25 protein-coding genes are annotated in these 24,964 nt (G+C 55.8%); 23 read left to right on the forward strand and 2 right to left on the reverse strand.

From position 1 onward, the window contains the following. The first annotated feature begins 115 nt into the window (after positions 1–115). The 13 genes from BJP07_RS04335 (at position 116) to nusB (ending at position 12,772) form a co-directional block, all read left to right on the forward strand. Entirely contained in the window at positions 116–1,486 is a 1,371-nt protein-coding gene (locus BJP07_RS04335) for a replication-associated recombination protein A (RefSeq protein ID WP_071566228.1), read from the forward strand. A gap of 48 nt (positions 1,487–1,534) precedes the next feature. Further along, entirely contained in the window at positions 1,535–4,201 is a 2,667-nt protein-coding gene (gene alaS / locus BJP07_RS04340; RefSeq protein ID WP_071566229.1) for an alanine--tRNA ligase, read from the forward strand. A 110-nt stretch (positions 4,202–4,311) separates the two neighbouring features. Continuing rightward, positions 4,312–4,806, forward strand: coding sequence for a Holliday junction resolvase RuvX (ruvX, locus tag BJP07_RS04345; protein ID WP_071566230.1), 495 nt, complete (start codon positions 4,312–4,314; stop codon positions 4,804–4,806). Then, on the forward strand, positions 4,803–5,966 hold the full coding sequence (gene mltG, locus BJP07_RS04350; protein ID WP_071566231.1) for an endolytic transglycosylase MltG: 1,164 nt from the start codon (positions 4,803–4,805) through the stop codon (positions 5,964–5,966). Before ruvX ends, mltG begins: the two co-directional genes overlap by 4 nt. A gap of 2 nt (positions 5,967–5,968) precedes the next feature. Continuing rightward, a complete protein-coding gene (locus tag BJP07_RS04355) occupies positions 5,969–6,778 on the forward strand; it encodes a shikimate dehydrogenase (RefSeq protein WP_071566396.1) in 810 nt (269 codons plus the stop codon). Between the two features lie 17 nt (positions 6,779–6,795). Further along, positions 6,796–7,224: a prepilin peptidase gene (locus BJP07_RS04360; RefSeq protein ID WP_071566397.1), complete on the forward strand. Its 429-nt coding sequence runs from the start codon at positions 6,796–6,798 to the stop codon at positions 7,222–7,224. A gap of 13 nt (positions 7,225–7,237) precedes the next feature. Next, positions 7,238–8,449, forward strand: coding sequence for a chorismate synthase (aroC, locus tag BJP07_RS04365; RefSeq protein WP_071566232.1), 1,212 nt, complete (start codon positions 7,238–7,240; stop codon positions 8,447–8,449). Then, the gene (locus BJP07_RS04370; RefSeq protein ID WP_369822317.1) at positions 8,449–9,036 is read left to right on the forward strand and encodes a shikimate kinase; all 588 of its coding nucleotides are present in this window, start codon (positions 8,449–8,451) and stop codon (positions 9,034–9,036) included. The genes aroC and BJP07_RS04370 overlap by 1 nt, the downstream gene beginning before the upstream one ends. Positions 9,037–9,066: 30 nt before the next feature. Beyond that, the gene (gene aroB, locus BJP07_RS04375; RefSeq protein ID WP_071566233.1) at positions 9,067–10,122 is read left to right on the forward strand and encodes a 3-dehydroquinate synthase; all 1,056 of its coding nucleotides are present in this window, start codon (positions 9,067–9,069) and stop codon (positions 10,120–10,122) included. Between the two features lie 4 nt (positions 10,123–10,126). Next, positions 10,127–10,579: a type II 3-dehydroquinate dehydratase gene (aroQ, locus tag BJP07_RS04380; RefSeq protein ID WP_071566234.1), complete on the forward strand. Its 453-nt coding sequence runs from the start codon at positions 10,127–10,129 to the stop codon at positions 10,577–10,579. Continuing rightward, a complete protein-coding gene (locus tag BJP07_RS04385; protein ID WP_071566235.1) occupies positions 10,570–11,661 on the forward strand; it encodes an aminopeptidase P family protein in 1,092 nt (363 codons plus the stop codon). The genes aroQ and BJP07_RS04385 overlap by 10 nt, the downstream gene beginning before the upstream one ends. A gap of 53 nt (positions 11,662–11,714) precedes the next feature. Beyond that, the gene (efp, locus tag BJP07_RS04390; protein ID WP_071566236.1) at positions 11,715–12,278 is read left to right on the forward strand and encodes an elongation factor P; all 564 of its coding nucleotides are present in this window, start codon (positions 11,715–11,717) and stop codon (positions 12,276–12,278) included. After that, complete coding sequence (nusB, locus tag BJP07_RS04395) at positions 12,278–12,772, forward strand: transcription antitermination factor NusB (RefSeq protein WP_071566237.1); 495 nt, start codon at positions 12,278–12,280, stop codon at positions 12,770–12,772. Before efp ends, nusB begins: the two co-directional genes overlap by 1 nt. Before the next feature lie 53 nt (positions 12,773–12,825). On the opposite strand, the gene BJP07_RS04400 is transcribed toward nusB, so the two are convergent. After that, a complete protein-coding gene (locus BJP07_RS04400; protein ID WP_071566238.1) occupies positions 12,826–13,275 on the reverse strand; it encodes a YbjN domain-containing protein in 450 nt (149 codons plus the stop codon). Continuing rightward, positions 13,265–13,735, reverse strand: a complete 471-nt coding sequence (locus tag BJP07_RS04405) for a hypothetical protein (RefSeq protein ID WP_071566239.1) — start codon at positions 13,733–13,735, stop codon at positions 13,265–13,267. Before BJP07_RS04405 ends, BJP07_RS04400 begins: the two co-directional genes overlap by 11 nt. Positions 13,736–14,002: 267 nt before the next feature. On the opposite strand from BJP07_RS04405, the gene pyrR reads away from it, so the two are divergent. The 10 genes from pyrR (at position 14,003) to coaBC (ending at position 24,923) form a co-directional block, all read left to right on the forward strand. Then, positions 14,003–14,572, forward strand: a complete 570-nt coding sequence (pyrR, locus tag BJP07_RS04410) for a bifunctional pyr operon transcriptional regulator/uracil phosphoribosyltransferase PyrR (RefSeq protein ID WP_071566240.1) — start codon at positions 14,003–14,005, stop codon at positions 14,570–14,572. Further along, positions 14,569–15,489, forward strand: coding sequence for an aspartate carbamoyltransferase catalytic subunit (locus tag BJP07_RS04415; RefSeq protein WP_071566241.1), 921 nt, complete (start codon positions 14,569–14,571; stop codon positions 15,487–15,489). The genes pyrR and BJP07_RS04415 overlap by 4 nt, the downstream gene beginning before the upstream one ends. A 2-nt stretch (positions 15,490–15,491) precedes the next feature. Beyond that, positions 15,492–16,772, forward strand: a complete 1,281-nt coding sequence (locus BJP07_RS04420) for a dihydroorotase (RefSeq protein WP_071566242.1) — start codon at positions 15,492–15,494, stop codon at positions 16,770–16,772. Between the two features lie 14 nt (positions 16,773–16,786). Further along, positions 16,787–17,932 carry a glutamine-hydrolyzing carbamoyl-phosphate synthase small subunit gene (gene carA / locus BJP07_RS04425; protein ID WP_071566243.1) on the forward strand — a complete coding sequence of 382 codons (1,146 nt, stop codon included), beginning with the start codon at positions 16,787–16,789 and terminating at the stop codon, positions 17,930–17,932. A 24-nt stretch (positions 17,933–17,956) separates the two neighbouring features. Then, positions 17,957–21,307, forward strand: a complete 3,351-nt coding sequence (gene carB, locus BJP07_RS04430) for a carbamoyl-phosphate synthase large subunit (RefSeq protein ID WP_071566244.1) — start codon at positions 17,957–17,959, stop codon at positions 21,305–21,307. A gap of 2 nt (positions 21,308–21,309) precedes the next feature. Further along, complete coding sequence (gene pyrF, locus BJP07_RS04435; protein ID WP_071566245.1) at positions 21,310–22,131, forward strand: orotidine-5'-phosphate decarboxylase; 822 nt, start codon at positions 21,310–21,312, stop codon at positions 22,129–22,131. A 217-nt stretch (positions 22,132–22,348) separates the two neighbouring features. Next, entirely contained in the window at positions 22,349–22,672 is a 324-nt protein-coding gene (mihF, locus tag BJP07_RS04440) for an integration host factor, actinobacterial type (RefSeq protein ID WP_070363511.1), read from the forward strand. 4 nt (positions 22,673–22,676) lie between these two features. Then, complete coding sequence (gene gmk, locus BJP07_RS04445; protein ID WP_071566246.1) at positions 22,677–23,255, forward strand: guanylate kinase; 579 nt, start codon at positions 22,677–22,679, stop codon at positions 23,253–23,255. 65 nt (positions 23,256–23,320) lie between these two features. Next, positions 23,321–23,623 carry a DNA-directed RNA polymerase subunit omega gene (rpoZ, locus tag BJP07_RS04450; protein ID WP_369822318.1) on the forward strand — a complete coding sequence of 101 codons (303 nt, stop codon included), beginning with the start codon at positions 23,321–23,323 and terminating at the stop codon, positions 23,621–23,623. Between the two features lie 82 nt (positions 23,624–23,705). Further along, complete coding sequence (coaBC, locus tag BJP07_RS04455) at positions 23,706–24,923, forward strand: bifunctional phosphopantothenoylcysteine decarboxylase/phosphopantothenate--cysteine ligase CoaBC (protein ID WP_071566399.1); 1,218 nt, start codon at positions 23,706–23,708, stop codon at positions 24,921–24,923. Positions 24,924–24,964: the final 41 nt, after the last annotated feature.

Here is a 24,964-nt window from a genome sequence, read left to right on the forward strand (position 1 = left end):
TGGCCAACGTGAGCCGGAGCGTCGGTAGCCGTAAAGGTTGCTGAGGGCTCCGGCTTTTCTTGGTAGTAGCTAGTCGTCCTAGTACAAGAAGCGGATTGAGAGGAGAAGCGTTCGCATGTCGCAAGGTGATCTGTTTGGTAATTCGTTGCCGGTAGGTGGCCAGTCGCCAGCTCAAGATTCAGGTGCGCAACGCGGCTCAGACTTCTTCGCAGCGGGCCAAAGTGCACCTCTTGCCGCTCGAATGCGCCCCCAGAGTTTGGAGGAGGTTGCTGGGCAGCAGCATTTACTCTCCGACGGCAAGCCCCTTCGCCGTCTCGTCGAAGGATCAGGTGCAGCCTCCGTGATCCTTTACGGCCCGCCCGGCACCGGCAAGACGACGATCGCATCGTTGATTGCGAAGGCGATGGGACAGAATTTTGTCGGGCTATCCGCACTGTCTTCCGGAGTCAAAGAGATCCGCGCGGTTATCGACACAGCTCGCAGAGATTTGATCGCTGGGGAAAACACCGTGCTGTTCATTGACGAGGTGCATCGGTTTTCAAAAACACAGCAGGATGCGCTGTTAGCCGCCGTCGAGAATCGGACAGTGCTGCTCGTGGCGGCGACGACGGAGAATCCCTCGTTTAGCGTTGTCGCTCCGCTGTTGTCGCGTTCGCTACTTCTTAAGCTGGAGTCTCTTTCCTCTGAGGACCTTGGGATCGTGATTGATAGGGCAGTCCACGACGAACGTGGGCTTGCTGGGGCAGTGAAGCTCGCGGACGATGCGAGGGCGCAGCTTATCGCTTTGGCGGGTGGCGACGCACGCCGTAGTTTGACGTATCTGGAGGCAGCTGCAGCTGCGGTAGATCCCGGAGAGACCATTACCCTTGATGTGGTTCGTGACAGCGTAAACCGGGCCGTCGTGCGCTATGACCGTGATGGCGACCAACACTATGATGTCGTGTCTGCATTCATTAAGTCGATACGGGGTTCGGATGTCGACGCAGCGTTGCATTACCTAGCGAGGATGATAGAGGCCGGTGAGGACCCTCGTTTCATAGCTCGCAGGCTTGTCATCCACGCATCCGAAGACATCGGTATGGCAGACCCGACGGCACTCCAAACTGCAGTGTCTGCAGCACAGGCAGTGCAGTTCATCGGAATGCCGGAGGGCAGGTTAACACTTGCCCAAGCCACTATTCACTTAGCCACGGCGCCGAAGTCGCCAGCGGTGATTCAGGCGATTACTCGTGCCCAAGACGATGTCCGCGCTGGGAAGATCGGTCCTGTGCCTGCACATTTGCGCGACGGTCACTATGAGGGGGCGAAAGCGATGGGGAATGCAGTTGGGTATGTCTACCCGCATGATGACCCAAAGGGGGTAGTGCAACAGCAATACATCCCTGAAGGTTTGGAGGATGCGGTCTATTACACACCAACTGACCATGGCGACGAGCGGAGAATTTCCGGTTTCTTGGGTAGGCTGCGTAGGTTAGTGCGCGGTTGAGGGGTAGAGTAGTTCGAGATTGATTCGAACTTGAAAGGAAAATACTCCGTGCAAACCCATGAGATTCGTGAGCGCTTCACGCAGCACTTCGTCCGCGCAGGGCACACGCCGGTTCCAAGCGCTTCGCTCATCTTGGACGATCCAACGCTGCTGTTCGTGAATGCGGGCATGGTTCCGTTCAAGCCGTATTTCCTTGGGCAGCAAAACCCTCCCTTTGAGCAGGGGAAAGCAACTTCGATTCAAAAGTGCGTACGCACGCTCGATATTGAAGAAGTGGGCATTACGACGCGCCACAATACGTTCTTCCAGATGGCCGGCAACTTCTCGTTTGGTCAATACTTCAAAGAGGGTGCGATTACTCACGCATGGCAACTGCTGACCGGCAGCATTGAGGATGGGGGCTACGGTCTCGATCCGGAGCGACTGTGGGTTACCGTCTATCTGGATGACGATGAAGCTGCGTCGATTTGGGAGAACAAGATAGGGGTAGACCCGTCGCGTATCCAGCGCATGGGCATGGAGGACAATTTCTGGTCCATGGGTATTCCTGGACCGTGTGGCCCTTGTTCGGAAATCTATTACGACCGTGGCCCTGAATACGGTAAGGAAGGCGGCCCGGTTGCGGATGATAACCGCTATATGGAGATCTGGAACCTGGTCTTCATGGAGTCGATTCGTGGCGAGGGCGATAAGAAGGGAAACTTTGAACTTGTCGGCGAACTGCCGAAGAAGAACATCGATACTGGTTTGGGGATCGAGCGAGTAGCTTGCCTTCTGCAAGGCGTCGATAATGTCTATGAGACAGATTTGCTCCGCCCGGTTATTGATGCCGCTGTCGAGCTCACCGGTACAAAGTACGATGCCGGTGTCCATGAAGACGACGTTCGTTTCCGCGTGATTGCGGATCACTCCCGTACTGGCATGATGATCATTCTTGACGGTGTAACGCCGTCGAACGAGGGACGCGGGTATATTCTGCGCCGTCTGCTGCGACGAATTGTTCGTTCGGCACGTCTTCTGGGGGCGACTGGAAACGTTCTTGAGGTATTCATGAACACCATCATGGATACGATGACGCCGTCCTTCCCGGAGATCGCTAAGAATCGCGAGCGTATTCTGCGAGTGGCTTTGGCAGAGGAGCGCGCCTTCCTCAAGACTCTCGAATCTGGCACACACCGCTTCGACGAGACTGTCGAGCAGCTTCGTGCTTCCGGTGCGAAGACATTGCCAGGGCAGCAGGCGTTCGAACTCCATGATACGTATGGGTTCCCGATTGACCTGACGCTGGAAATGGCGCATGAAGCTGGGTTGGACGTCGATATGGAGGCGTTCGATGCTGCGATGCAGGAACAGCGTGCTCGCGCAAAGGCAGACAACAAGGCGAAGAAGCACCGCAATATCGACGAATCAATTTACCGAGAGTGGGTGGATAATCATCCGACCGAGTTCGTGGGCTATTCAGAGCTTGAACATGACGCACGAGTGCTTGGACTTGTGCGCGATGGTGCCAAGGTGGATGAGGTCGCTACAGGCGACGAGGTCGAGGTAATTCTCGACGTCACTCCGATGTATGCCGAGGCCGGTGGTCAGATGGCTGACCGTGGCTTGATCCGAGTTGGTGATACAACGCTGCAGGTTCATGACGTGCAGAAGATCGGCAAGAAGCTGTGGGTGCACAAGGCCACCGTAGAAAATGGCGGCATTGGTCTTGGGGACCAGGTGCAGGCAAAGGTTGATGCTCAGTGGCGTCATGGGGCACGGCAGGCGCATACCGCCACCCACCTGATTCACGCTGCGCTCCGTGAGGTTCTTGGACCGACTGCGGTCCAAGCTGGATCGATGAACAAGCCGGGCTACCTGCGCTTTGATTTCAACTACACGGATCAACTGACGGACGCCCAACTGCAGGAGATCGCAACCATTACAAACCAAGCGGTGGACGCGGACTTTGCCGTGAACACGATTGAAACATCGCTTTCGAAGGCGAAAGAGATGGGTGCTATGGCACTGTTCGGCGAGAACTATGGGGACCAAGTTCGGGTTGTAGAGATCGGTGGGCCGTTCTCTATTGAGCTCTGTGGCGGTACGCACGTCGAGCATTCTTCGCAGATCGGGCCGGTGGCTGTGCTCGGTGAGTCTTCAGTAGGATCCGGCGCGCGTCGTATTGAGGCGTACTCCGGCATGGATTCCTTCAAGTACTTCTCGAAGGAGGCTGCTTTGGCATCAGGACTTGCCGCTGAACTTAAGACTCCGACCGGTCAACTGCCCGAACGCATTGCTCAGCTTACGGAGCGTCTGCGTGCCGCAGAAAAGGAAATTGAGAACCTTCACCGTCAGCAGTTGCTGTCGAAGACCAGCGAATTCTTGGAGCGCGCGGAAACCATCGGCGCGTACAAATTGATTGCTGCGAAGCTGCCGGAGGGCATCGAAGCTGGGGATGTGCGCACTCTTGCGAATGACCTTCGTGGCAAGCTGGAGGGGCAGCCTGCGGTCGTAGCTTTAGCCTCTGACAACGGAGGAAAGGTGCCTTTCGTATTCGCCGTCACAGGTGCTGCAGTGGACAACGGCATCAATGCTGGAGACCTTGTGAAGACTTTCGGCGAGTACGTCAGTGGACGCGGTGGCGGTAAGCCAAACCTTGCGCAAGGTTCCGGCTCTTCAGCTGATGGCCTCGACGCTGGATTCAAGGCGATCCGCGATCTGCTTGGTGCATAAGTGCCAAAGGCCAAGATCGGTCAGGCGACACGCCGTATTTGGGTATACGTTGTGCCAAAAAACCAGTAGGTTTTAAGGGAAGGCACAGTGTAAGCGGTAGGAGTGATGTTATGACGGTGCAGCCCGACCTTCCCGGGGTTGAAGATCCCGGGCCGGGACGTCGCCTTGGAATCGACGTCGGTACGGTTCGTATCGGCGTCGCATCGTCAAACCGTGAAGCAACGTTAGCAACTCCGGTGGAGACTGTTGCCCGCGTTACTGGTTTTAAGGATCGCGACGGAGCCGATATCGACCGAATCATCGACATCATCGATGAGTACGAGATCGTCGAGGTTGTTGTTGGCCTTCCACGTGATTTGAAAGGGCACGGCTCACGAAGCGTCAAACACGCGAAGGAAATCGCGTTTCGAATAAGGCGCCGATCGGGGCTTCCCGTAAGAATGGCCGATGAACGTTTAACAACTGTTGCCGCGACTCAAGCGTTGCGGGCGAGTGGTGTGAACGAACGGGCCGGACGCAGCGTGATCGATCAGGCTGCGGCGGTTGAGATTTTGCAGTCTTGGCTGGACGGCCGAATGAATTACCTCAAGGAGAATCAATCGTGACGACCCCAACAACCTCAAAAAGACGTACACGGGGCACGGCGGTGCTCGTAACGTCGATCTTGCTGATCATTGGCCTGATTGCCTGGATAGCAGTGGTGCGTAACGGCACGAACGCCGACTACAACGGTACAGGTAACGGTGAGGAACAAGTCGTCGAGATCGCCGAAGGCTCCAACATTTCTTCGCTTGGTCCTGAGCTTGAGGAACGAGGGATCGTCGCTTCCAACGGAGCGTTCCAAACTGCGGCTGCTAATAACGCGGATTCGGACAATATTCAGCCCGGTTTCTACCGTTTGGAGGGCGAGATGAGCGCCGAAAGCGCAGTTGCTGCGCTTCTTGATCCTTCCAAGCGTGTCACGCCACTGCAGGTGTATGGGGGAGCCACACTGATGGACGTCAACGTCGTTGGCGGCCAGCGGCGTCTAGGGATCCTGTCGATGATTCAGCAAGTATCTTGTGGCGAGGAAATAAAGCCTGGCTGCATCACTGCTGAGGAACTGCACCGGGTTGCGGCAGACGCTGATCCAGCAAGCCTTGGCGTCCCCGAGTGGGCACTCGAGGTTGTGGGAGCACGTGCGGGCGACGCAAAGCGCCTCGAAGGTCTCATTGCTCCGGGCGAATACATTGTGGATCCTGGTGCTTCGGCAGAGACCGTGCTCACTGATCTGATCACCCGTTCCGCGAAGCAGTACGAGGCAACTGACATTGTTTCACGCGCCGAGTCTGTGGGGTTAACCCCGTATGAGCTTGTTGTCGCTGCATCTTTGGTTGAGCGCGAGGCCCCTGCCGGTGAGTTCGATAAGGTTGCGCGCGTTATCCTGAATCGATTGAAAGAGCCTATGCGTCTGGAGTTTGACTCCACCGTCAACTACGGGCTGCCCTCCGTTGAAGTTGCCACCTCGCGTGAGGACCGTGAACGGGTAACTCCGTGGAACACGTACGCTATGGATGGGTTGCCGCAAACACCGATCGCGTCGCCGTCGCTGGAGGCAATTGAGGCGATGGAGCGGCCTGCTGAGGGCGACTGGCTGTTCTTCGTCACTATTGACAAGGATGGCACGACCGTGTTTAACCGCACCTTTGATCAGCATTTGGAAGACACGCAGCGAGCGTACGACTCGGGCATTCTTGATTCGCAGCGAGACGCGCCTTCGGAGTAATGATGTATCAAGCAGCCGTTCTCGGCTCTCCGATTGCACACTCGTTGTCACCGGTGTTGCATCATGCTGGGTATAAGGCGCTTGGTCTTAACGACTGGCGCTATTCAAAAATCGAATGCACCGAAGACGACTTACCAAAGCTGGTTTTCGAAGCCGAAGAGACTTTCCGTGGGTTTTCGGTAACGATGCCTGGAAAGTTTGTGGCGTTGAAGGTCGCAGACCGCGTGAGCGACCGAGCTTTGGCAATCGGGTCTGCGAACACCTTAGTCCGTACTCAACAGGGCTGGCGAGCCGACAATACGGACTGCGAGGGAGTTCTATACGCCCTCGATCGCTTGGTCGGCGAGACAGAGGTCCGGCGAGCTGTTGTGGTCGGCGCTGGCGGTACATCTCGTGCAGTCATTTGGGCGCTGCGCGAGCGTGGCGCTGAAGAGATTACTGTTATCAACCGATCCGACAGGAGTCACGAACTCCAACAATTGACAGAGGGCATTACCTGCCACTTTGTCTCGTTTGACAGCGACCTGTTCAAAATTACTGCCGCCGCTGATGTGATCGTTTCAACGGTTCCCGCTGATAGCTTGCGGCCCTATGTGAAGCAGTTGGCTCACGCCCCGTTGCTCGACGTAATTTACGATCCTTGGCCGACGCCACTGGTTGCCCAATCTGCTGCAAATGGGTACAAGACAGTTGGTGGGCTTACGATGCTCGCTGGGCAAGCGTTCTCACAGTTCGAGCAGTTCACCGGCCTCCAGGCGCCCCGTCGAGAGATGGAGCAGGCCCTCTTGGAGCATTGGAATTCGCGGCAGTAGCGGAGACAGAGAACATTATGGGGGGCGTTGTTTGGATTGGGGGTGTATTAGCCGCCGGTTGGTCCGCGCGGTTGTGCTGGTACGACCTGAAGTATGCTCGTCTCCCTGACCGCCTTACGCTGCCCGCATGTGTTTTGGCGGCTGGTGCGGTTGTGCTGCAGCCAGAGCTTTTCGTGGGATTGCTTTGGCCTGCTGTGTACTTTCTGTTTGGAAAAGGAATTGGCGGTGGGGATATTAAACTCGCCTTTCCTTTGGGAATTGCCGCCGCTGCATCGGGCGGATTGATCGGGGTCAACCTGGTGATACTTGTAAGCAGTCTTTGCACCTTGTGTTTCGCTGGATTTGCACGTTCTTCTCGTGTACCTCACGGTCCTTCAATGCTGCTCGCTTCTTGGGCGCTGGTTGCACTTAAGGTTGGAAACGGCATTTTTTGGGGCGATGTGTGACAGAATATCCAACATGTTTCGCTGGACGACTGCCGGAGAATCCCACGGCCAAGCCCTCATTGCACTTGTAGAAAATATGCCCGCGGGCGTGCCGATTACTGAGCAGGAGATTGCTCATCAGCTTGCACGTCGGCGCCTTGGATATGGGCGTGGTGCGCGAATGAAGTTTGAACAAGATAAGCTGGAACTGCTTGCAGGGATTTTGCATGGGACAACGATTGGTAGCCCGATTGCAATTCAGATTGGGAATACCGAATGGCCAAAGTGGACCACGATTATGTCTCCTCACCCGCTGGATGGCGCAGACGAAGAAGTTCAGAAGGCGATGGCCTCTGGCCGCGGTGCGAAGCTGACTCGCCCGCGACCAGGTCATGCAGATCTGCCTGGCATGATCAAGTACGGCTTCGATTCGGCGCGACCGGTGCTGGAACGCTCGTCTGCACGCGAGACTGCTGCGCGAGTTGCGGCAGGTGCGGTAGCTCGCTCGTTGTTGCGCGAGGCACTTGGAGTGGAGGTGTTTTCGCATGTTGTCTCCATCGGGGACTCGACTCTGGATCGTGCGGTGGCGCCGTCGTTTAGTGATATTGATGCGATTGATGATTCTCCAGTACGCGCTGCAAGTCAGGAAGCCGAGGCCTCAATGGTCGCCTGCATAGAAGCTGCAAAGAAGGCGGGGGACACCCTTGGTGGTGTTGTTGAGGTAATTGTCGACGGCCTCCCCATCGGTTTGGGTTCGCACATCTCGGGAACGGAGCGTCTCGATGCCCAACTTGCGGGAGCGCTCATGAGCATTCAGTCCGTTAAGGGAGTCGAAATTGGTGACGGTTTCGAGTCCGCCGCTCGAAGGGGGTCCGAGGCTCATGACGAAATAGCGTTGGCCGATGGGCGAGTGGAACGGTTATCGAACCGCGCGGGAGGCATCGAAGGTGGCATGACGAACGGTGAGCAACTTCGAGTTCGCGCCGCTTTCAAACCAATTTCTACAGTCCCGCGAGCGCTGCAGTCCATTGATATGGCAACTGGTGGGAAGGCAACAGGTATTCATCAGCGTTCCGATATTTGCGCTGTTCCCGCAGGCGGAGTTGTCGCTGAGGCAATGGTCGCTCTCGTGCTTGCGGAAGCCGTGTTGAAGAAGTTCGGCGGGGATAGTCTTCAGGAATTGAAGCGTAATATTGCGTCGTATCAACAGTACGTTGCGCAGCGGTTCCGTTTTGACGGGGAGTAATCCGCAAAGAAAGGATGACTGTGAACGCAGAGACAGACACCGAGTTGGTTCACGGGGAAGTACTGACTTCGCTTGAAACTGGCACTCCCACAGTGGTGCTTGTTGGTCCGCCGGGCGCGGGAAAGACGACAGTCGGACGTCGGCTAGGGAGGGCTTTGAACCTCCCGTTTGTCGATTCTGATGTGTTAATCGAGCATGCAGAAGAAAAGCCATGCGGTGAGGTTTATGCGGAACTTGGAGAAGATGCGTTTCGCGATCTCGAGGTTGAATTTGTCAAACAGGCGTTAGGGCGCAAGGGCGTAGTCAGTTTGGGCGGTGGCGCTGTGATCCGACCTGAAACCAGGGCTTTGCTAACTCAGCACCTTGTTGTGTGGATCGATGTTGGCGTTGAGGAGGGGATTCGGCGAACCATTGGCGACGGCAGTCGTCCAGTGCTGGCAGCTGAGAATCCGGAGGAGAGGTACCGGGCATTGCTCGGTGAACGCGAACCTTTGTATCGGGAAGTAGCGGACTACCGCGTTCGCACTGATGACCGCCCACCACAGCGAGTTGTTGCAGAAGTGTTGGGCGTTATCGATAGCGAGTAAGTCGATTCGTAGAAAGAAATGAGGCATGGCATGGCAGTAGTGGACGTTCGCGGACCCCAGCCGTACCAGGTGTTTATCGATCATGACACCACGATGATGGTCGGAAATCACGTCAAGACGATTGGTGCCCGGAAAGCACTCATTGTGCACCAGCCCCCATTAGCTGCCGTGGCGCGGTGTATTGCTCAGGATCTAGAAAACAACAACGTTGAGCCACATTTGGTGTCTGTTCCTGATGCAGAGGAGGGCAAAAGCATTGGTGTTGCGAGTGAACTCTGGGACACGCTTGGCCGCGCGGGTTTTTCTCGACAGGACGCCGTGGTGACGGTTGGGGGTGGCGCCGCGACGGACATGGGCGGATTTATCGCTGCAACGTGGATGCGTGGCATCGACGTCGTGCATGTCCCCACGACGTTGCTTGCAATGGTGGATGCCGCAGTAGGCGGCAAGACAGGGATGAACACTGCGGAAGGCAAGAACTTAGTCGGTGCGTTTCATGAGCCAAAGGGGGTCTTCATCGATCTAGAGCGCCTCTACACGCTTCCACAAGAAGAGATTGTTTCTGGCTCTGCTGAGCTCATTAAGACTGGCTTCATTGCTGATCCTAGAATCCTGGAGCTTTTCCAGGAAGGTGCAGATAAACACTGGCCGGAGCTCATTGAACGCTCTGTTGCCGTCAAAGCCGGTGTTGTGGCCGAAGATCTCAAAGAGTCCGGCCTTCGCGAAATTTTGAACTATGGGCATACGTTGGGGCATGCGATTGAGCGGCGTGAGCAATATCGCTGGCGGCATGGAAATGCTGTGGCCGTCGGGATGATGTTCGTTGCGTATCTCGCTTTACACAGGGGGCTAATCGACGAAGACGTCGTCGCGTTGCATCGCACGATCCTTGAGGAGACCGGGCTACCGACTCGCTACGAGCACGGTGCTTTTGATGAGCTTTATGAGGGGATGACACGCGACAAAAAGAATAAGGACGGGCACATTCGATTCGTCGTGCTCGATGGCATCGGGTCGTGCACAAGGATTGAGGACGCCTCCAAGGACGAAATGCGTGCTGCGTATGATGCCATGATGAAGGGGTAATGCGATGAAAATTCTGGTGCTTAATGGACCAAATTTAGACAGATTAGGTAAACGTCAGCCGGAGATCTACGGCTCAGAGACGTTGGAGACTCTCACGCAGCGCTTGAAAGAGAAAGGTGCGGCCGAGGGCGTAGATATCGAGGTTCGGCAATCCAATCACGAAGGCGACTTGATCGACTGGGTGCATGAGGCAGCAGATAACAAGTGGCCAGTTATTATCAACCCTGGTGGATTGACCCATACGTCGGTGGCGCTGCGCGACGCAGCCGTTGAGCTGGGAGATGGCCCTGGCTTTGTCGAAGTGCACATCTCAAATGTTTATGCGCGTGAGTCTTTTCGACACCATTCGTACCTTTCGCCGGTGGCCCGCGGCGTTATCGCTGGTCTTGGACTGCTTGGGTACGAACTCGCAATGCAAGTGTTCATCAATGAATCAAAGGAGTTCCAATGGGTTTAGCAGATACTCGTTTTGAAAACCGTCGCCGAAAGCTTGCGTCGCTCTTGGCTGCTCGGAGAGTTGACGACATGCTGGTCACCCACCTGACGCACGTTCGTTACCTTTCTGGTTTTTCTGGTTCGAATGGGGCACTTCTTGTGCCGAAGGATCGTACAGCCCGAATTGCAACGGACGGCCGCTACGCGACGCAGGTAGCTGAGGAGGTACCTGACATTGAGGCAACGATCACGCGAAAGGTGGCTTCAGAACTTTTGAGTTCTGTCGTGGAGGGCCACCGCGTTGGCTACGAGGCGGACTACGTCAGTGCTTCGCAGCTCGAGGCACTGCAGACCGCATGCCCTGAGGGCGTGACGCTTGTTCCTGTCACTCGCGAAATCGAGGCTATTCGTCTGGTGAAGGATGAGCTGGAGCTCGAACGATTGACAGAGGCGGCCGATCTGGCGTCGACGGCGCTTCGTGAGCTTATCGACGCCGGTGAGCTTGCTGCTGGACAGACTGAGCGACAGGTTGCTGCCAACTTGGAGTACCGAATGCGCCTACTCGGGGCGGATCGTCCAAGTTTCGATACCATCGTTGCGTCAGGTCTCAATTCTGCTAAGCCGCATCATGGCGCTTCCGACAGGGTTATTGAGCAAGGCGATCTCGTCACAATTGATTTCGGGATGTACCGCGCTGGGTTTAACTCAGACATGACGAGAACGTTTGCAGTTGGTGAGCCATCGCCGTTCCTCCGGGAGATCTATGAGGTCACGCGTGTGTCGCAAGAGGCCGGTGTCGAGGCTGCTGTTGCAGGGGCGAAACTGGTAGAGGTCGATAAAGCGTGTAGAAGCGTGATTGAGGACGCCGGATATGGTGAGTATTTCGTTCATTCAACTGGTCATGGCATTGGGCTCGATGTGCACGAAGGCCCGTATGCAGCCGTGACCGGTACCGGAGAGCTGGAACCATCGATGACTTTGACTATCGAGCCAGGCATCTACGTTCCGGGTAAGGGCGGTGTCCGAATCGAAGATACGCTTATTATCACTAGCGGTGCACCGCGCATCATTACCCAGTTCCCTAAGGAACTCATCGTGCTGTAGCATAATTGTGATTGCGAGAGCACATCTACTGTTAGAAAGAAGGAAGGCTTCAAGTGGCAACTACTGCTGATTTTAAAAACGGTTTGGTTCTGTTGGTTGATGGGAAACTCCAGCAGATTGTAGAGTTCCAGCACGTGAAGCCCGGTAAAGGCCCAGCTTTCGTTCGCACTAAGTTGAAGGATGTCGTCTCCGGCAAGACTGTCGACAAGACCTGGAATGCAGGTGTGAAGGTTGATACGGCTACAGTTGACCGCCGCGACATGACCTACCTGTATAACGACGGCACCAACTACGTGGTCATGGACGACAAGACTTACGAGCAGTATGAGCTTCCAGAAGAGAAGTTTGGTGACGCAGCCAAGTTCCTGCTGGAGAACATGCGTGTGCAGGTATCGTTCTACGAAGGTGACGCTCTGTTTGCTGAGCTCCCGATCTCCGTCGATCTCAAAGTTGAGCACACTGAGCCTGGTCTGCAGGGCGACCGCTCGACCGGTGGCACTAAGCCAGCTACGTTGGAGACCGGTGCCGAGATTCAGGTTCCGCTGTTCCTTGAAACCGGCAATGTGGTGAAGGTTGATACGCGTACTGGTGAATACCTCTCGCGCGTGAACAACTAATGGACAACTTTAAGCGCCATGGCGCACGTTACCGTGCGCGTCGTAGAGCCGTCGACATCCTCTTCGAAGCTGAGGCGAGGGACATTGACCCGGTTGCGATTGTCGAGGACCGTGAGAAGCTTTCGGAGAATCCACTGAATCAGATTGCTCCGGTGGCTCCGTATACTCGGATCATCGTCGAAGGCGTGGCCCAGCAGCTGGACGACATCGATGATGCAATCGAAAAGTTCCTCAGCCATGACTGGGAGCTGGATCGAATCCCCGCGGTCGACCGGCAAATTCTGCGCGTGGGTGTTTGGGAGGTCCTGTTCAACTCAGAGGTCGATGCCCCAATTACGATCTCGAACGCAGCTGAGCTCGCAACGCAGTACTCGGGCGCAGAAGCTGCGCCGTATATTCACGCGGTGCTTGATGGAGTTGTGCAGTCACGTTCTGAGCATGCCCCAACGCCTCAAGCAGATACTGGGGATCCTACTGACGACGTAGAGGCATAGCGAGAATTTCCACCTTACGGAGGGAGGCAGCACTCAAGCGCTGCCTCCCTCTTTTAGTGTTCTTGAGCGGCTGCGTCAGCGATCGTTTCCGATAGCACTTTCATGGTGTTTTGAGCGTACATTACTTGATCGGTGGCTCGGCGCAGAGCACTCGACAGCTGCTCATCGGTCATGCCAGCGGCAACGTGTATCTCGCTTTCCGTCCGCACGACGATTGTTTCTCCCCGGTTGGCGACAACAGCGCGGCAGCCGAGCAGTGAGGAGTTCGTCTGGTTTGCCGCAAGGTAGAGCGAAGGATCTGTCGCGTCTGCAGGTGTATCTGTCTCAGCATCGGCACGGACGATGAGCACGGTGTCCAAGAGTACAAACAGCACGTGAAAGTCATTGAGGTTGGCGTGGGATACACGGCCCGTTGGATCATCGGCAAGCTCGACTCCGTGTCCTCTCATCTGGTCGATGATGCGGTCGATCGTGACTTGGGATGAAGGAGTATTAGTGCTCAACGTGAGGGTCCTTCCAATTCACTAACGTGGGGAACGATGTCTCCAAAAAGTCGAAAGCTTGCAGCGTCGATTCAATCGAGGTGACGATGAATGCTCCCAGTTGATTCAGCGACAAGCCATCGGTTACGTCGGTCGTGCGAATTGCGCTGACAGCGAGGGTCGGTTCGTCGTCACCACACTCGTTCTCAAAGAAACGAAGGGTCGGCGCGAAGTGCGTTTGGTTGTGCTCGTTGATTGCTAGGAGTAAATGCGATGCCATCTCCTGCGGCACGGCACCACGCCAAATCGACTCAACGATCAAGTAGTCGTCATCCAGAGCACACACAATCGCGCAGTTGACGAATCCACTTCGCAAAATGTCTTCTTCGACACGAAACTCAAGGTTCTCGTTCTCAAAGATGGATGCAACATTTGCAAGCGAGACCGTTCTGGGCAGGTCATTGTTTTGTTGCGTTGTCATTGTTCCAACCCTACCAACGATTCGCAGGCCTGCTCGTGGGGGATGATCACGATTGCGTTGTCACATTCAGACAGGTCTCCGAATCTGCGCAATGAGTATGGTGAGTACACCTGTATAGGGGAAGTTGAAGGCGGATGTCTAGAGAAATCGCCCGATATGACTTTGGACGCTTTCTAAAGTGCTAAAATTCCGGGGAGTCTCAACATAGACAATTACTATTTTCGACATCCTTTAAATTCCGCACAGAGAGGCGGGGAAGGAGGTTCGATGAGTGACAAGCAACGCGTGACGTCTGCGCTTTTAACTGAGCGGGACGTTGAGCGAACCATTGCACGCATCGCGCACCAGATTATTGAGAAGAATGCGCTTGAATCGGAGTCGTCAGACACTCCGGTCCTATTAGGTATTCCTTCGGGGGGAGTGCCACTGGCAGAGCGAATCGCGGAAGCGATTCAGTCCTTTACAGGTATCACGGTCCCTGTGGGCAGTCTCGACATCACGCTGTATCGTGATGACCTTCGTGATAAGCCTCATCGGGCACTGATGCCAACGAACATCCCGGTCGAGATCAACGATGCAACGATCATCCTCGTAGATGATGTGCTGTTCTCAGGCCGAACGATTCGTGCTGCACTTGACTCGTTGCGGGATCTCGGGCGTCCACGCACTATTCAGCTTGCAGTGCTAGTTGATCGTGGGCACCGTCAACTGCCAATTCGCGCCGACTACGTTGGCAAAAACATTCCTACCGCCATTGCAGAGGACGTCACAGTGTCGTTGACCCCTATTGATGACGTTGACGCGGTGACGCTGACCAAGGAGGTCACTACCGAATGAAGCACCTGATTTCGATCGACGATCTCAGCGTCGACGACATACATCTCATCATGGATGAGGCAGATCGCTTCCGCGAAGCACTCGAAGGCCGTGAAATCAAGAAACTTCCGACGCTGCGTGGGCGAACGATCTTTACACTGTTTTACGAGAACTCAACGCGTACCCGCTCCTCGTTCGAGACCGCAGGTAAGTGGATGAGCGCCGACGTCATCAATATTTCGGCGTCTTCGTCCTCTGTGAAAAAGGGGGAATCGCTGAAAGACACTGCGTCGACGATTGCTGCAGTTGGTGCTGACGCCATAGTGGTTCGCCACCCATCGTCTGGGGCGGCAAAGCTCATCGCTGACTGGGTACCTCATATTTCGGTCGTCAATGCGGGTGATGGACAGAATCAGCACCCGACTCAGGCGTTGCTCGATGCGGTGACTATGCGTCAAAAAATTGGTGAGATCGCTGGCAAGAAAATCATTATTGTCGGCGATATTTTGCATTCAAGGGTGGCGCGGTCCAACGTGCAGTTGCTGTCGAAGCTTGGCGCAGAGGTTGTGCTTGTTGCGCCACCTACCTTGTTGCCCGTCGGGGTCGAGTACTGGCCATGTCGTGTTAGCTATGATTTCGACGCCGAAATCTCAAGCGCGGATGTCGTGATGATGTTGCGCGTGCAGGCTGAGCGCATGCACGGCGGGTTTTTCCCCTCCCATCGTGAGTACGCCACGTTGTTCGGACTCAGTAAGCAACGCGCAAAGCAGATGAAACCCGGCGCGATCATCATGCATCCGGGGCCGATGTTGCGGGGAATGGAAATCAATTTCGATGTAGCAGACCGCGAAAACACAGCTGTGCTGCAGCAGGTCTCAAACGGTGTTTACACGCGAATGGCTGTGCTGTTTGCTCTGTTGGCTGGGGAGGAAAGCTAGAAATGTCAGTAGTTGCATTGACAAACGTTCGGCCATACGGCGAATCCACTGCGAATGTCCTCATTGAGGATGGGCAGATTGTTGCGGTCGGAGAGGACGTCGATACCTCGGCTGCGGATGAAGTAGTTGATGGTCGCGGCTGGGTGCTCCTGCCCGGGCTGGTGGATATGCACGTGCACCTGCGAGAACCCGGTCGCGAGGATACTGAGACTATCGCGACTGGTTCGGACGCAGCTGCCAAGGGCGGTTTTACTGCTGTATTCACAATGGCGAACACGCGTCCCGTCATTGACCAGCCTTTCCTTGCTGAGGCGGTATGGAACAAGGGGCAAAGTTATGGCAAGTGTGATGTGTACCCGGTTGGGTCCATCACGCAGGGGCTTGAAGGGAAACAGCTTACTGAGATCGGGTTGATGTCGCAGTCGCACGTGCGGATGTTTTCCGACGACGGCAAGTGCGTGAATGATCCACAGATCATGCGGCGCGCGATCGAGTATGCCAAGGCATACGATGTGCTCCTTGCGCAGCATGCTGAGGATCACCGCTTGACTGACGACGCCAGCGCGCACGAGGGACCAACGGCTGCGAAGCTTGGGCTTCGTGGGTGGCCTCGTGTCGCTGAAGAGTCAATTGTGGCTCGCGACATGATCATGACGCGTGACTACGGCGGGCGTCTCCACGTCTGCCACGCCTCGACAGAGGGAACCGTAGAGCTGCTGCGGTTGGCGAAGACGCACTCGTCAAATGTCACTGCTGAGGTAACACCGCACCACCTGTTGCTGACCGATGAAAAGCTGGAAACCTTTGACGGAAACTTCCGGGTGAACCCACCGCTGCGTGAGCACAGGGACACGATCGCGCTTCGTGACGCGTTATTGGACGGAACCATCGACGTCGTAGCGACCGACCATGCGCCACATGGCTCAGAAGAGAAGTGCGTGGAGTTCGAGCATGCGAAGCCAGGAATGCTGGGCCTTGAGACCTCGCTAGCGATCATCGCGCGCGTGTTTGTTGAAGCAGGGTTGGCAGACTGGCGGTTCGTCGCGAAGGTGATGAGTGAACGACCAGCTGAGATTCTTCGGTTGGAGGACCAAGGGCGACCCATCGCGGCTGGCGAGCCAGCGAACCTCACCCTGGTCGACCCGAATTCGCCGTGGACGGTAGAGCCGGAAGAGCTGGCGTCGAAAGCCTCAAATACACCGTACGAAGGGATGCAGTTCCGTGCGCAGGTCAAAATGACCATGCTGCGCGGCGCAGTCACCTACCAAGCCGATAACGAGTAAAGGAACTAAACAACATGGTTAACGAACGTATCCCGGCGCTTCTCGTGCTTGGCGACGGAAAAGTATTTCGCGGTTTTTCATTTGGTGCACAAAAGGGGGTCTATGGCGAGGCGGTGTTTAGCACCGCAATGACCGGGTACCAGGAAACGATGACTGACCCGTCGTACCACAAGCAGATCGTGACGCTTACGGCTCCACAAATCGGTAACACCGGCTGGAACGACGAAGACAACGAGTCGCACGACAATAAAATTTGGGCCTCTGGCCTCGTCATCCGTGATCTCTCAACAGTGCATTCGAGCTGGCGCGCGAAGCGCAGCCTTGCACAGCAGATGGAAAACGAAGGCATCCCGGGAATCTGCGGGGTGGACACTCGGACGCTGGTGCGTCACCTGCGTAATCATGGATCCATTTCGGCAGGGATTTTCGTTGGTGAAGATACCGAGCGCCCGGTTGATGAGTTGGTCAATCTGGTCAACGAGCAGCCCGCGATGGCAGGCGCCGCCCTTAGTGACGAAGTGACGACGGCTGAGCCATACATTATTCCAGCGGAGGGGGAGAAGCGGTACACCGTTGTCGCGTATGACATGGGTATTAAAACTGCAACTCCATCGCAGTTTGCAAAGCGTGGCATTGAGACCATCGTGGTCCCGGCGAACACCCCGCTGAAAGAGATCGAGAGGTACCGTCCCGATGGCGTGTTCGTCTCCAACGGTCCAGGCGATCCTTCCACCGCAGATGAAATGGTGGCGGTTGTTCGCGAGATTCTCGCTGCAAAGATCCCGTTCTTCGGGATTTGCTTCGGCAACCAAATCCTGGGCCGGGCACTTGGACTGGAGACGTACAAGCTCCGTTACGGTCACCGCGGTGTCAACGTACCGGTGAAGAACTTGCGCACTGGCAAGATTGACATCACCAGCCAGAATCATGGCTTCGCGCTTCGGGGCAAGGCAGGGGACAGCTTCGAGACGGATTTCGGTCCGGCGTCTATCACGCACGTCTGCTTGAACGACGGCACTGTCGAGGGCGTGGCGCTGAACAACGACATGGCGTATTCCGTGCAGTATCACCCCGAATCAGCGGCCGGCCCACACGATGCGAACCCGCTGTTTGATCAGTTCATCTCGCTGATGGATTCGAAGAGCCCGAACAAGCAATAACCAGCATTAGAGGAGATAAAGACTATGAAGCGTGAAGATATCAACCATGTGATGGTTATTGGCTCCGGACCAATTGTTATTGGTCAGGCTTGTGAATTTGACTATTCGGGTACGCAGGCGTGCCGCGTTCTGAAGGAAGAGGGACTGCGCGTCACTCTTATTAACTCGAACCCTGCAACGATTATGACTGACCCGGAGTTCGCAGATCACACCTATGTCGAACCGATTGAGCCGAGCTACATCGACATGATTTTGGCTCGCGAAGCAGAGCAGGGAAATCCAGTTGACGCGATTCTTCCAACCCTTGGTGGCCAGACAGCGCTGAACGCGGCGATCCAGCTGGAAAGACAGGGCATTTTGGCTAAGCACAATGTTGAGTTGATCGGCGCGAACATTGATGCCATCGAGCGAGGTGAGGATCGACAGAAGTTTAAAGACATCGTCGAGAAGATCGGTGGAGAATCCGCGCGCTCGCGTGTTTGCTACTCGATGGATGAGGTCCACGAGACAGTTCAGGAACTGGGTCTTCCAGTGGTTGTGCGTCCTTCCTTCACCATGGGTGGGCTTGGTTCCGGTCTTGCCTTCACTATGGAGGATCTTGACCGCATCGCGGGTGGAGGGCTCGACGCCTCACCAGAAGCGAACGTACTGATCGAGGAGTCCATCCTCGGCTGGAAGGAGTTCGAACTTGAGCTGGTACGCGACCGCAACGACAACGTTATCGTGATCGCCTCGATTGAAAACGTTGATGCGCTCGGCGTCCATACAGGAGATTCCGTGACCGTCGCGCCAGCAATGACGCTGACGGACAGGGAATTCCAGACAATGCGCGATCAGGGTATTGCGATTATCCGCGAAGTGGGCGTCGATACGGGTGGCTGCAATATTCAGTTTGCAGTCAACCCGAACGACGGGCGCATCATTACTATTGAAATGAATCCGCGCGTTTCGAGGTCGTCGGCGCTTGCGTCGAAGGCGACCGGGTTCCCAATCGCGAAGATCGCATCGAAGCTAGCCATCGGTTACACGCTGGATGAGATCCAGAACGACATCACGGGGGTTACCCCAGCTGCTTTCGAGCCGACGCTCGACTACGTCATCGTGAAGATGCCACGCTTTACGTTTGAGAAGTTCCCCGGGTCCGATGAGACCCTGGGCACGTCCATGAAGGCTGTTGGCGAGGCGATGGGCATTGGCCGCAACTACATTCAGGGTTTGAATAAGGTCATGCGGTCCATGGAAGAGAAACCGAATGGTTTCTGGACGAAGCCGGACAGCTATTTTGCTGAAGGCCGTGAGAATGACGTTGCTGCGGTCCTCGAGGACCTGCGCATCCCGACAGATAAGCGCATGTACGACATTGAGCTCGCTCTGCGCCTCGGCGCAAGTATCGAGCAGGTCTACGAGGCCAGCGGGATTGATCCTTGGTTCCTCGCCGAGCTTGCGGCACTCGTAGAGTTCCGCCAGCAGCTTATCGACGCCCCCGTCCTCGACGCTGAACTGCTTCGTGAAGCGAAGGTGTTTGGTCTCTCCGACGCACAAATCGCGGCGCTTCGACCTGAGCTCGCCGGCGAAGACGGTGTGCGCTCACTCCGTTGGTCCTTAGGCGTTCACCCGGTGTACAAGACTGTTGATACCTGCGCTGGTGAATTCGAGGCTCAGACGCCATATCATTACTCCGCCTACGAGTGGGACCCTGCGGCAGAGTCCGAGGTCGCCCCATCCGAAAAAGAGAAGGTGCTGATTCTGGGCTCCGGTCCGAACCGTATCGGTCAAGGCATCGAGTTTGACTACTCGTGTGTCCACGCAGCTCTGGAGCTTTCTCGAGTGGGCTACGAGACCGTGATGATCAACTGCAACCCAGAGACCGTTTCTACTGACTACGACACTGCAGACCGTCTCTATTTCGAGCCGTTGACCTTCGAAGACGTTATGGAAATTTACCGTGCGGAGTCCCTGTCGGGCACCGTTGCAGGCGTCATCGTGCAGTTGGGCGGTCAGACACCGCTGGGTCTTGCTCAGCGACTTGCTGACGCCGGTGTCCCGGTTGTCGGCACGACTCCCGAAGCCATCGATTCCGCGGAGGATCGCGGTGAGTTCGGCAAGGTGCTTGACGCTGCGAAACTTCCCGCACCTGCGTATGGCACGGCTGTTTCTTTCGAAGAGGCACGTCGAGTAGCAAACGAGATTGGGTATCCTGTGCTCGTTCGTCCGTCCTACGTGTTGGGTGGACGAGGCATGGAGATTGTGTATGACGAGCAAAGCCTCGAAGACTATATCAACCGTGCGACCGAACTCTCGCCGGATCACCCAGTGCTTGTGGACCGCTTCCTTGACTCCGCCATCGAGATTGACGTTGACGTCCTGTCGGACGGTAAGGACGTGTACCTCGGTGGCGTCATGGAACACATCGAGGAAGCAGGGATCCACTCGGGCGACTCGGCCTGTGCGTTGCCACCAATGACCATTGGCCCTGAGGATATTGAGAAGGTGCGTCGCTCCGCGGAAGCACTGGCACACGGGATCGGCGTGACGGGTCTGATGAACGTACAGTTCGCGCTGAAGGACGACATTCTTTACGTGATTGAAGCCAATCCGCGTGCCTCTCGAACAGTGCCATTCGTGTCGAAGGCAACCGGTGTACACCTTGCAAAGGCAGCTGCCCGCGTGATGATGGGCGCGACCATCGCTGATCTGAAGAACGAGAACATGATCCCGAGTGACTACGATGGCGGCTCACTGCCGCTCGAGCACCCGATCGCGGTGAAGGAGGCTGTCCTACCGTTTAACCGTTTCCGTCGCCCAGACGGTGCGATGCTCGACACCATTCTCGGCCCGGAGATGAAATCCACTGGCGAAGTGATGGGCTTGGCACCGTCCTTCGGCGTCGCCTATGCGAAGGCCGAGGCGGCAGCTTTCGGTGCCCTCCCGACGGAAGGCACTGTGTTCGTGTCAGTTGCTAACCGCGACAAGCGCACGCTGATCTTCCCGATTCAGCGACTTTCCACGATGGGCTTCAAGATTTTAGCCACTGGCGGTACTGCCCAGATGCTTCGTAGAAACGGCATCCCTTGCGAGGTCGTGCTCAAGGCTTCTGACGTGCGAAACGGCGCCGAGGGCAAATCGATCGTGGATTGCATCAATGACGGTGACATCGACCTCATCTTGAATACACCAGCCGGATCATCCGGTGCTCGCCATGACGGTTACGACATTCGTGCAGCAGCTGTTGCACACGGCGTGCCATTGATGACGACTGTGCAAGGTGTTACCGCAGCAGTGCAAGGCATTGAAGCGCTGCGCGACAATGAGATCGCCGTGATGAGCCTGCAGGAACTTGAGACCGAGGCCAGGTCGGAGAACGGAGAAAAGTAGCTGTGTCGTTCGCACAGGATTTACAAAACGCGGCCCAAAAGCACGGACAGTTGTGCGTGGGAGTTGACCCTCACGCACAGCTTCTCAATGAGTGGGGGTTGGCAGATGACGTCGAGGGCCTTGCTTCGTTCTCTGATATTTGTGTTGAAGCCTTCGCCGGCCACGTGGCTGTAGTTAAGCCTCAAGTTGCGTTCTACGAACGCTTCGGATCCGCAGGGTTTACGGTCCTGGAAGAACTCATCCAGAGGTTCAGAGACGCGGAGACGCTCGTCATTGCTGATGCGAAGCGAGGCGACATCGGTTCAACGATGCAAGGGTATGCCGACGCTTGGCTGCGCCCTGGCTCGTCCCTCGAGGTAGATGCGCTTACGCTCACTCCATTCCTTGGGATGGGCTCGCTCGCCCCGGCGATCGAGACCGCCCATGAGCACGGTAAAGGTGTTTTCGTCATGGCTGCGAATTCCAACCCTGAGGCCCAGGAGTTCCAGTCCAAGCGGATCGATGGCATCACCATTGCACAGAGCATGGTCGACGCATGCGAGGCGCTGAACGCCGAATACCGAAGTAATGCATCGCACAGTCTTGGTGATGTAGGGATCGTAGTTGGCGCAACGATTTCCTATCCGCTGGACTTTTCTGGTTTCTCAGGTCCCGTCCTGATGCCGGGAGTTGGAGCGCAGGGAGCGAGTTTCAGCGATGTTCGCACTATTGCAGGGCAGAGGCTTGAACAGTTTTACCCCAACATGTCTCGTGGGATTCTCGCTGCTGGCCCTGACCACGTTGAACTGCGTAAACGTGCGATTGACCTGGCGAATTGGAAATAGGAAAAGTTCCTATTTACGAGATTGCATAATTGCTGGTAGTTTAGGTGCGTCGATGCGTTGACGTGGCTAAACACCACGCAATACATCAAGTGTAAAACGTCCTAGTGCTACACTGGCTCGGAGCCGATTGCTTAACCCGGTACTATCGGGGCTGGTAAATCGCGGTCCGGTGTGAATGCACTGGAGGAATAGAACTACTATCTACATGGAGGAAACCGTGGCACTTCCACAGTTGACCGATGAGCAGCGCAAGGCAGCACTCGAGAAGGCGGCAGAAGCACGCAAACAGCGTGCGGAGCTGAAGGCGTCGCTGAAGCGTGGCGACACCAACCTCGCCGAGGTCTTGGAGAAGGCAGCTACCGACGAGATCATTGGCAAGACCAAGGTCTCTGCGCTGCTGGAGGCCCTGCCAAAGGTTGGTAAGGTCAAGGCGCGCGAGATCATGGAAGAGCTGGAAATTGCCCAAACTCGCCGTCTCCGTGGTTTGGGCGACCGTCAGCGTCGCGCACTGCTCGAGCGCTTTGGTTTCTCCGAGGACTAATCCAGTGTCGACACCCACTTCACGCGGCAATCTCGTAGTTCTGGCTGGACCCTCTGCGGTAGGGAAGTCAACCGTTGTGCAGCGCTTGCGGAAAGAGGTTCCTGAGTTGTACTTCTCCGTTTCGATGACGACTCGGGCGCCACGGCCAGGAGAACAGGACGGCAAAGATTACTTCTTTGTGACACCCGATGCATTTCAGCAGAAGATCGATGCGGGTGAGATGCTTGAGTGGGCCGATATCCATGGGGGCCTTCAGCGCTCCGGTACTCCGGCTTCCCCCGTACGAGAAGCGTTGGAAGCCGGACGCCCCGTCCTCGTCGAAGTCGACTTGGTCGGTGCGCGAAATATCAAGGGCATGATGCCAGAGGCGGCAACTGTGTTTCTTGCGCCTCCGTCATGGGAGATCCTTGTCGAACGTCTCACCGGGCGTGGTACGGAGACCCAAGAGGTCATTGAGCGTCGTTTGGAAACTGCGCGTAACGAGATTGCTGTGCAGGACGAATTTGACAATATTGTTGTCAATGATGATATCGATGATGCTGTTGCTGCTATAGTGGATCTCCTTGAGGGATCTGCTAGCTAAGACCGGAACACAGAGACACTGTCAATTAATAGAAGTACAACGAGAAGTAGGTTGAATTGAGCACGATCAACAGCGATCTGTTGCAAGATAGCTCTGCGGGTGACGCGGAAGAGAAAGCGTACGACACGCCCGATGGTATTACCGCACCACCGATTGATGAGCTGCTGACGAAGGTGTCGTCGAAGTACGCATTGGTTATTTTTGCTGCCAAGCGTGCTCGCCAAATCAACAGCTACTACCAGAACTCTGACGAAGGCGTATTTGAGTTCATCGGTCCTTTGGTCACGCCAGAGCCGGGTGAGAAGCCACTTTCTATTGCGCTTCGCGAAATCAACTCGTCTTTGCTCGAACATGAGGAAGGTCTGTAGAGGCTCTCTTACTTTCGTACACATGCCCCGCAATGGCTCCCCAGTAGGAGTGATTGCGGGGTTTTGCGTACACTTTCTTGCTATGAGTGAAGTGAAGAAAGTTGTCGTTGGAGTTGCAGGCGGAATTGCTGCCTATAAGGCTTGCCAAATCGTCCGGGATTTTCGTGAGCAAGGTTTCGATGTGCGCGTCATTCCCACGGTGAATGCACTGAAGTTTGTTGGTGCAGCAACGTTTGAGGCGCTTTCTGGTGCACCAGTCGATACCGATGTGTTTTCGAGAGTCGATGAGGTACAGCATGTACGTATTGGGCAAGATGCAGATGCTATCGTCGTCGCTCCGGCCACCGCGGACTTTCTAGCGCGTGTTGCAACAGGGCGCGCAGACGACCTTTTGACTTCCACTCTTCTCATGGCAACTTGTCCTGTCGTAATCGCACCAGCAATGCATACTGAGATGTGGAACAACCCTGCAACGCAACACAATGTGTCGGTGCTTCGTTCCCGTGGATACACCGTCCTGGAGCCCGCCCATGGCCGGTTGACGGGCAAAGACAGTGGCGTGGGGCGACTCCTTGATCCCTCACAGATTGTGGCTCTCACACAAACGGTCATAGCTACAGGGCCTATTGAACGATCGTTGGAGGGAAAACGGGTCCTGATTAGTGCTGGGGGCACCCACGAACCGCTCGATCCAGTACGTTTCTTGGGGAATCACTCCTCAGGAAGGCAGGGCTTTGCACTTGCAGAAATTGCGACCCAACGAGGCGCGGACGTCGATGTAGTCGCCGGTGCTACTAGTGAGTTAAGCATTCCCGCTGGGGCTAGAGTCCACCGCGTCACCACGGCCCAACAAATGAACGAAGTCATGCGTAGCCTTGCGTCCGACGCCGACATTATCGTCATGGCTGCAGCGGTTGCCGATATGCGTCCTCGCAACGTATCCAACACAAAGCTGAAGAAGGACGCAAACAGCAAAGCGCTTACACAAGTAGATTTGGTACCCAATCCCGATATTCTGCAGGGGTTGGGCGAAATGCGGAAAGAAGGCGGTACCAACGCCACGATCATCGGGTTTGCTGCGGAGACCGACAACGAGCTTGAGAACGCTCGGCGGAAATTGAAGCGTAAAGGGGTAGACGGTCTCATGGTCAACTCAGTCTCAGAGGGGGCAGTGTTTGGCCAGATGCATAACCAAGGCTGGTTTCTTGACAGTTCAGGTGATGAGCATTCGATTCCACGTGGTACGAAGTTGGTGGTTGCAGTGCACTTGTTTGACAGGATTGAGTCCCTCGCTCGATAGCGTGCGGTGTTTGAAATATTAGACCGAGTGGTCTACCCTAA

This window comes from Corynebacterium sp. NML130628 (assembly GCF_001875665.1).
Classification (GTDB): domain Bacteria; phylum Actinomycetota; class Actinomycetes; order Mycobacteriales; family Mycobacteriaceae; genus Corynebacterium.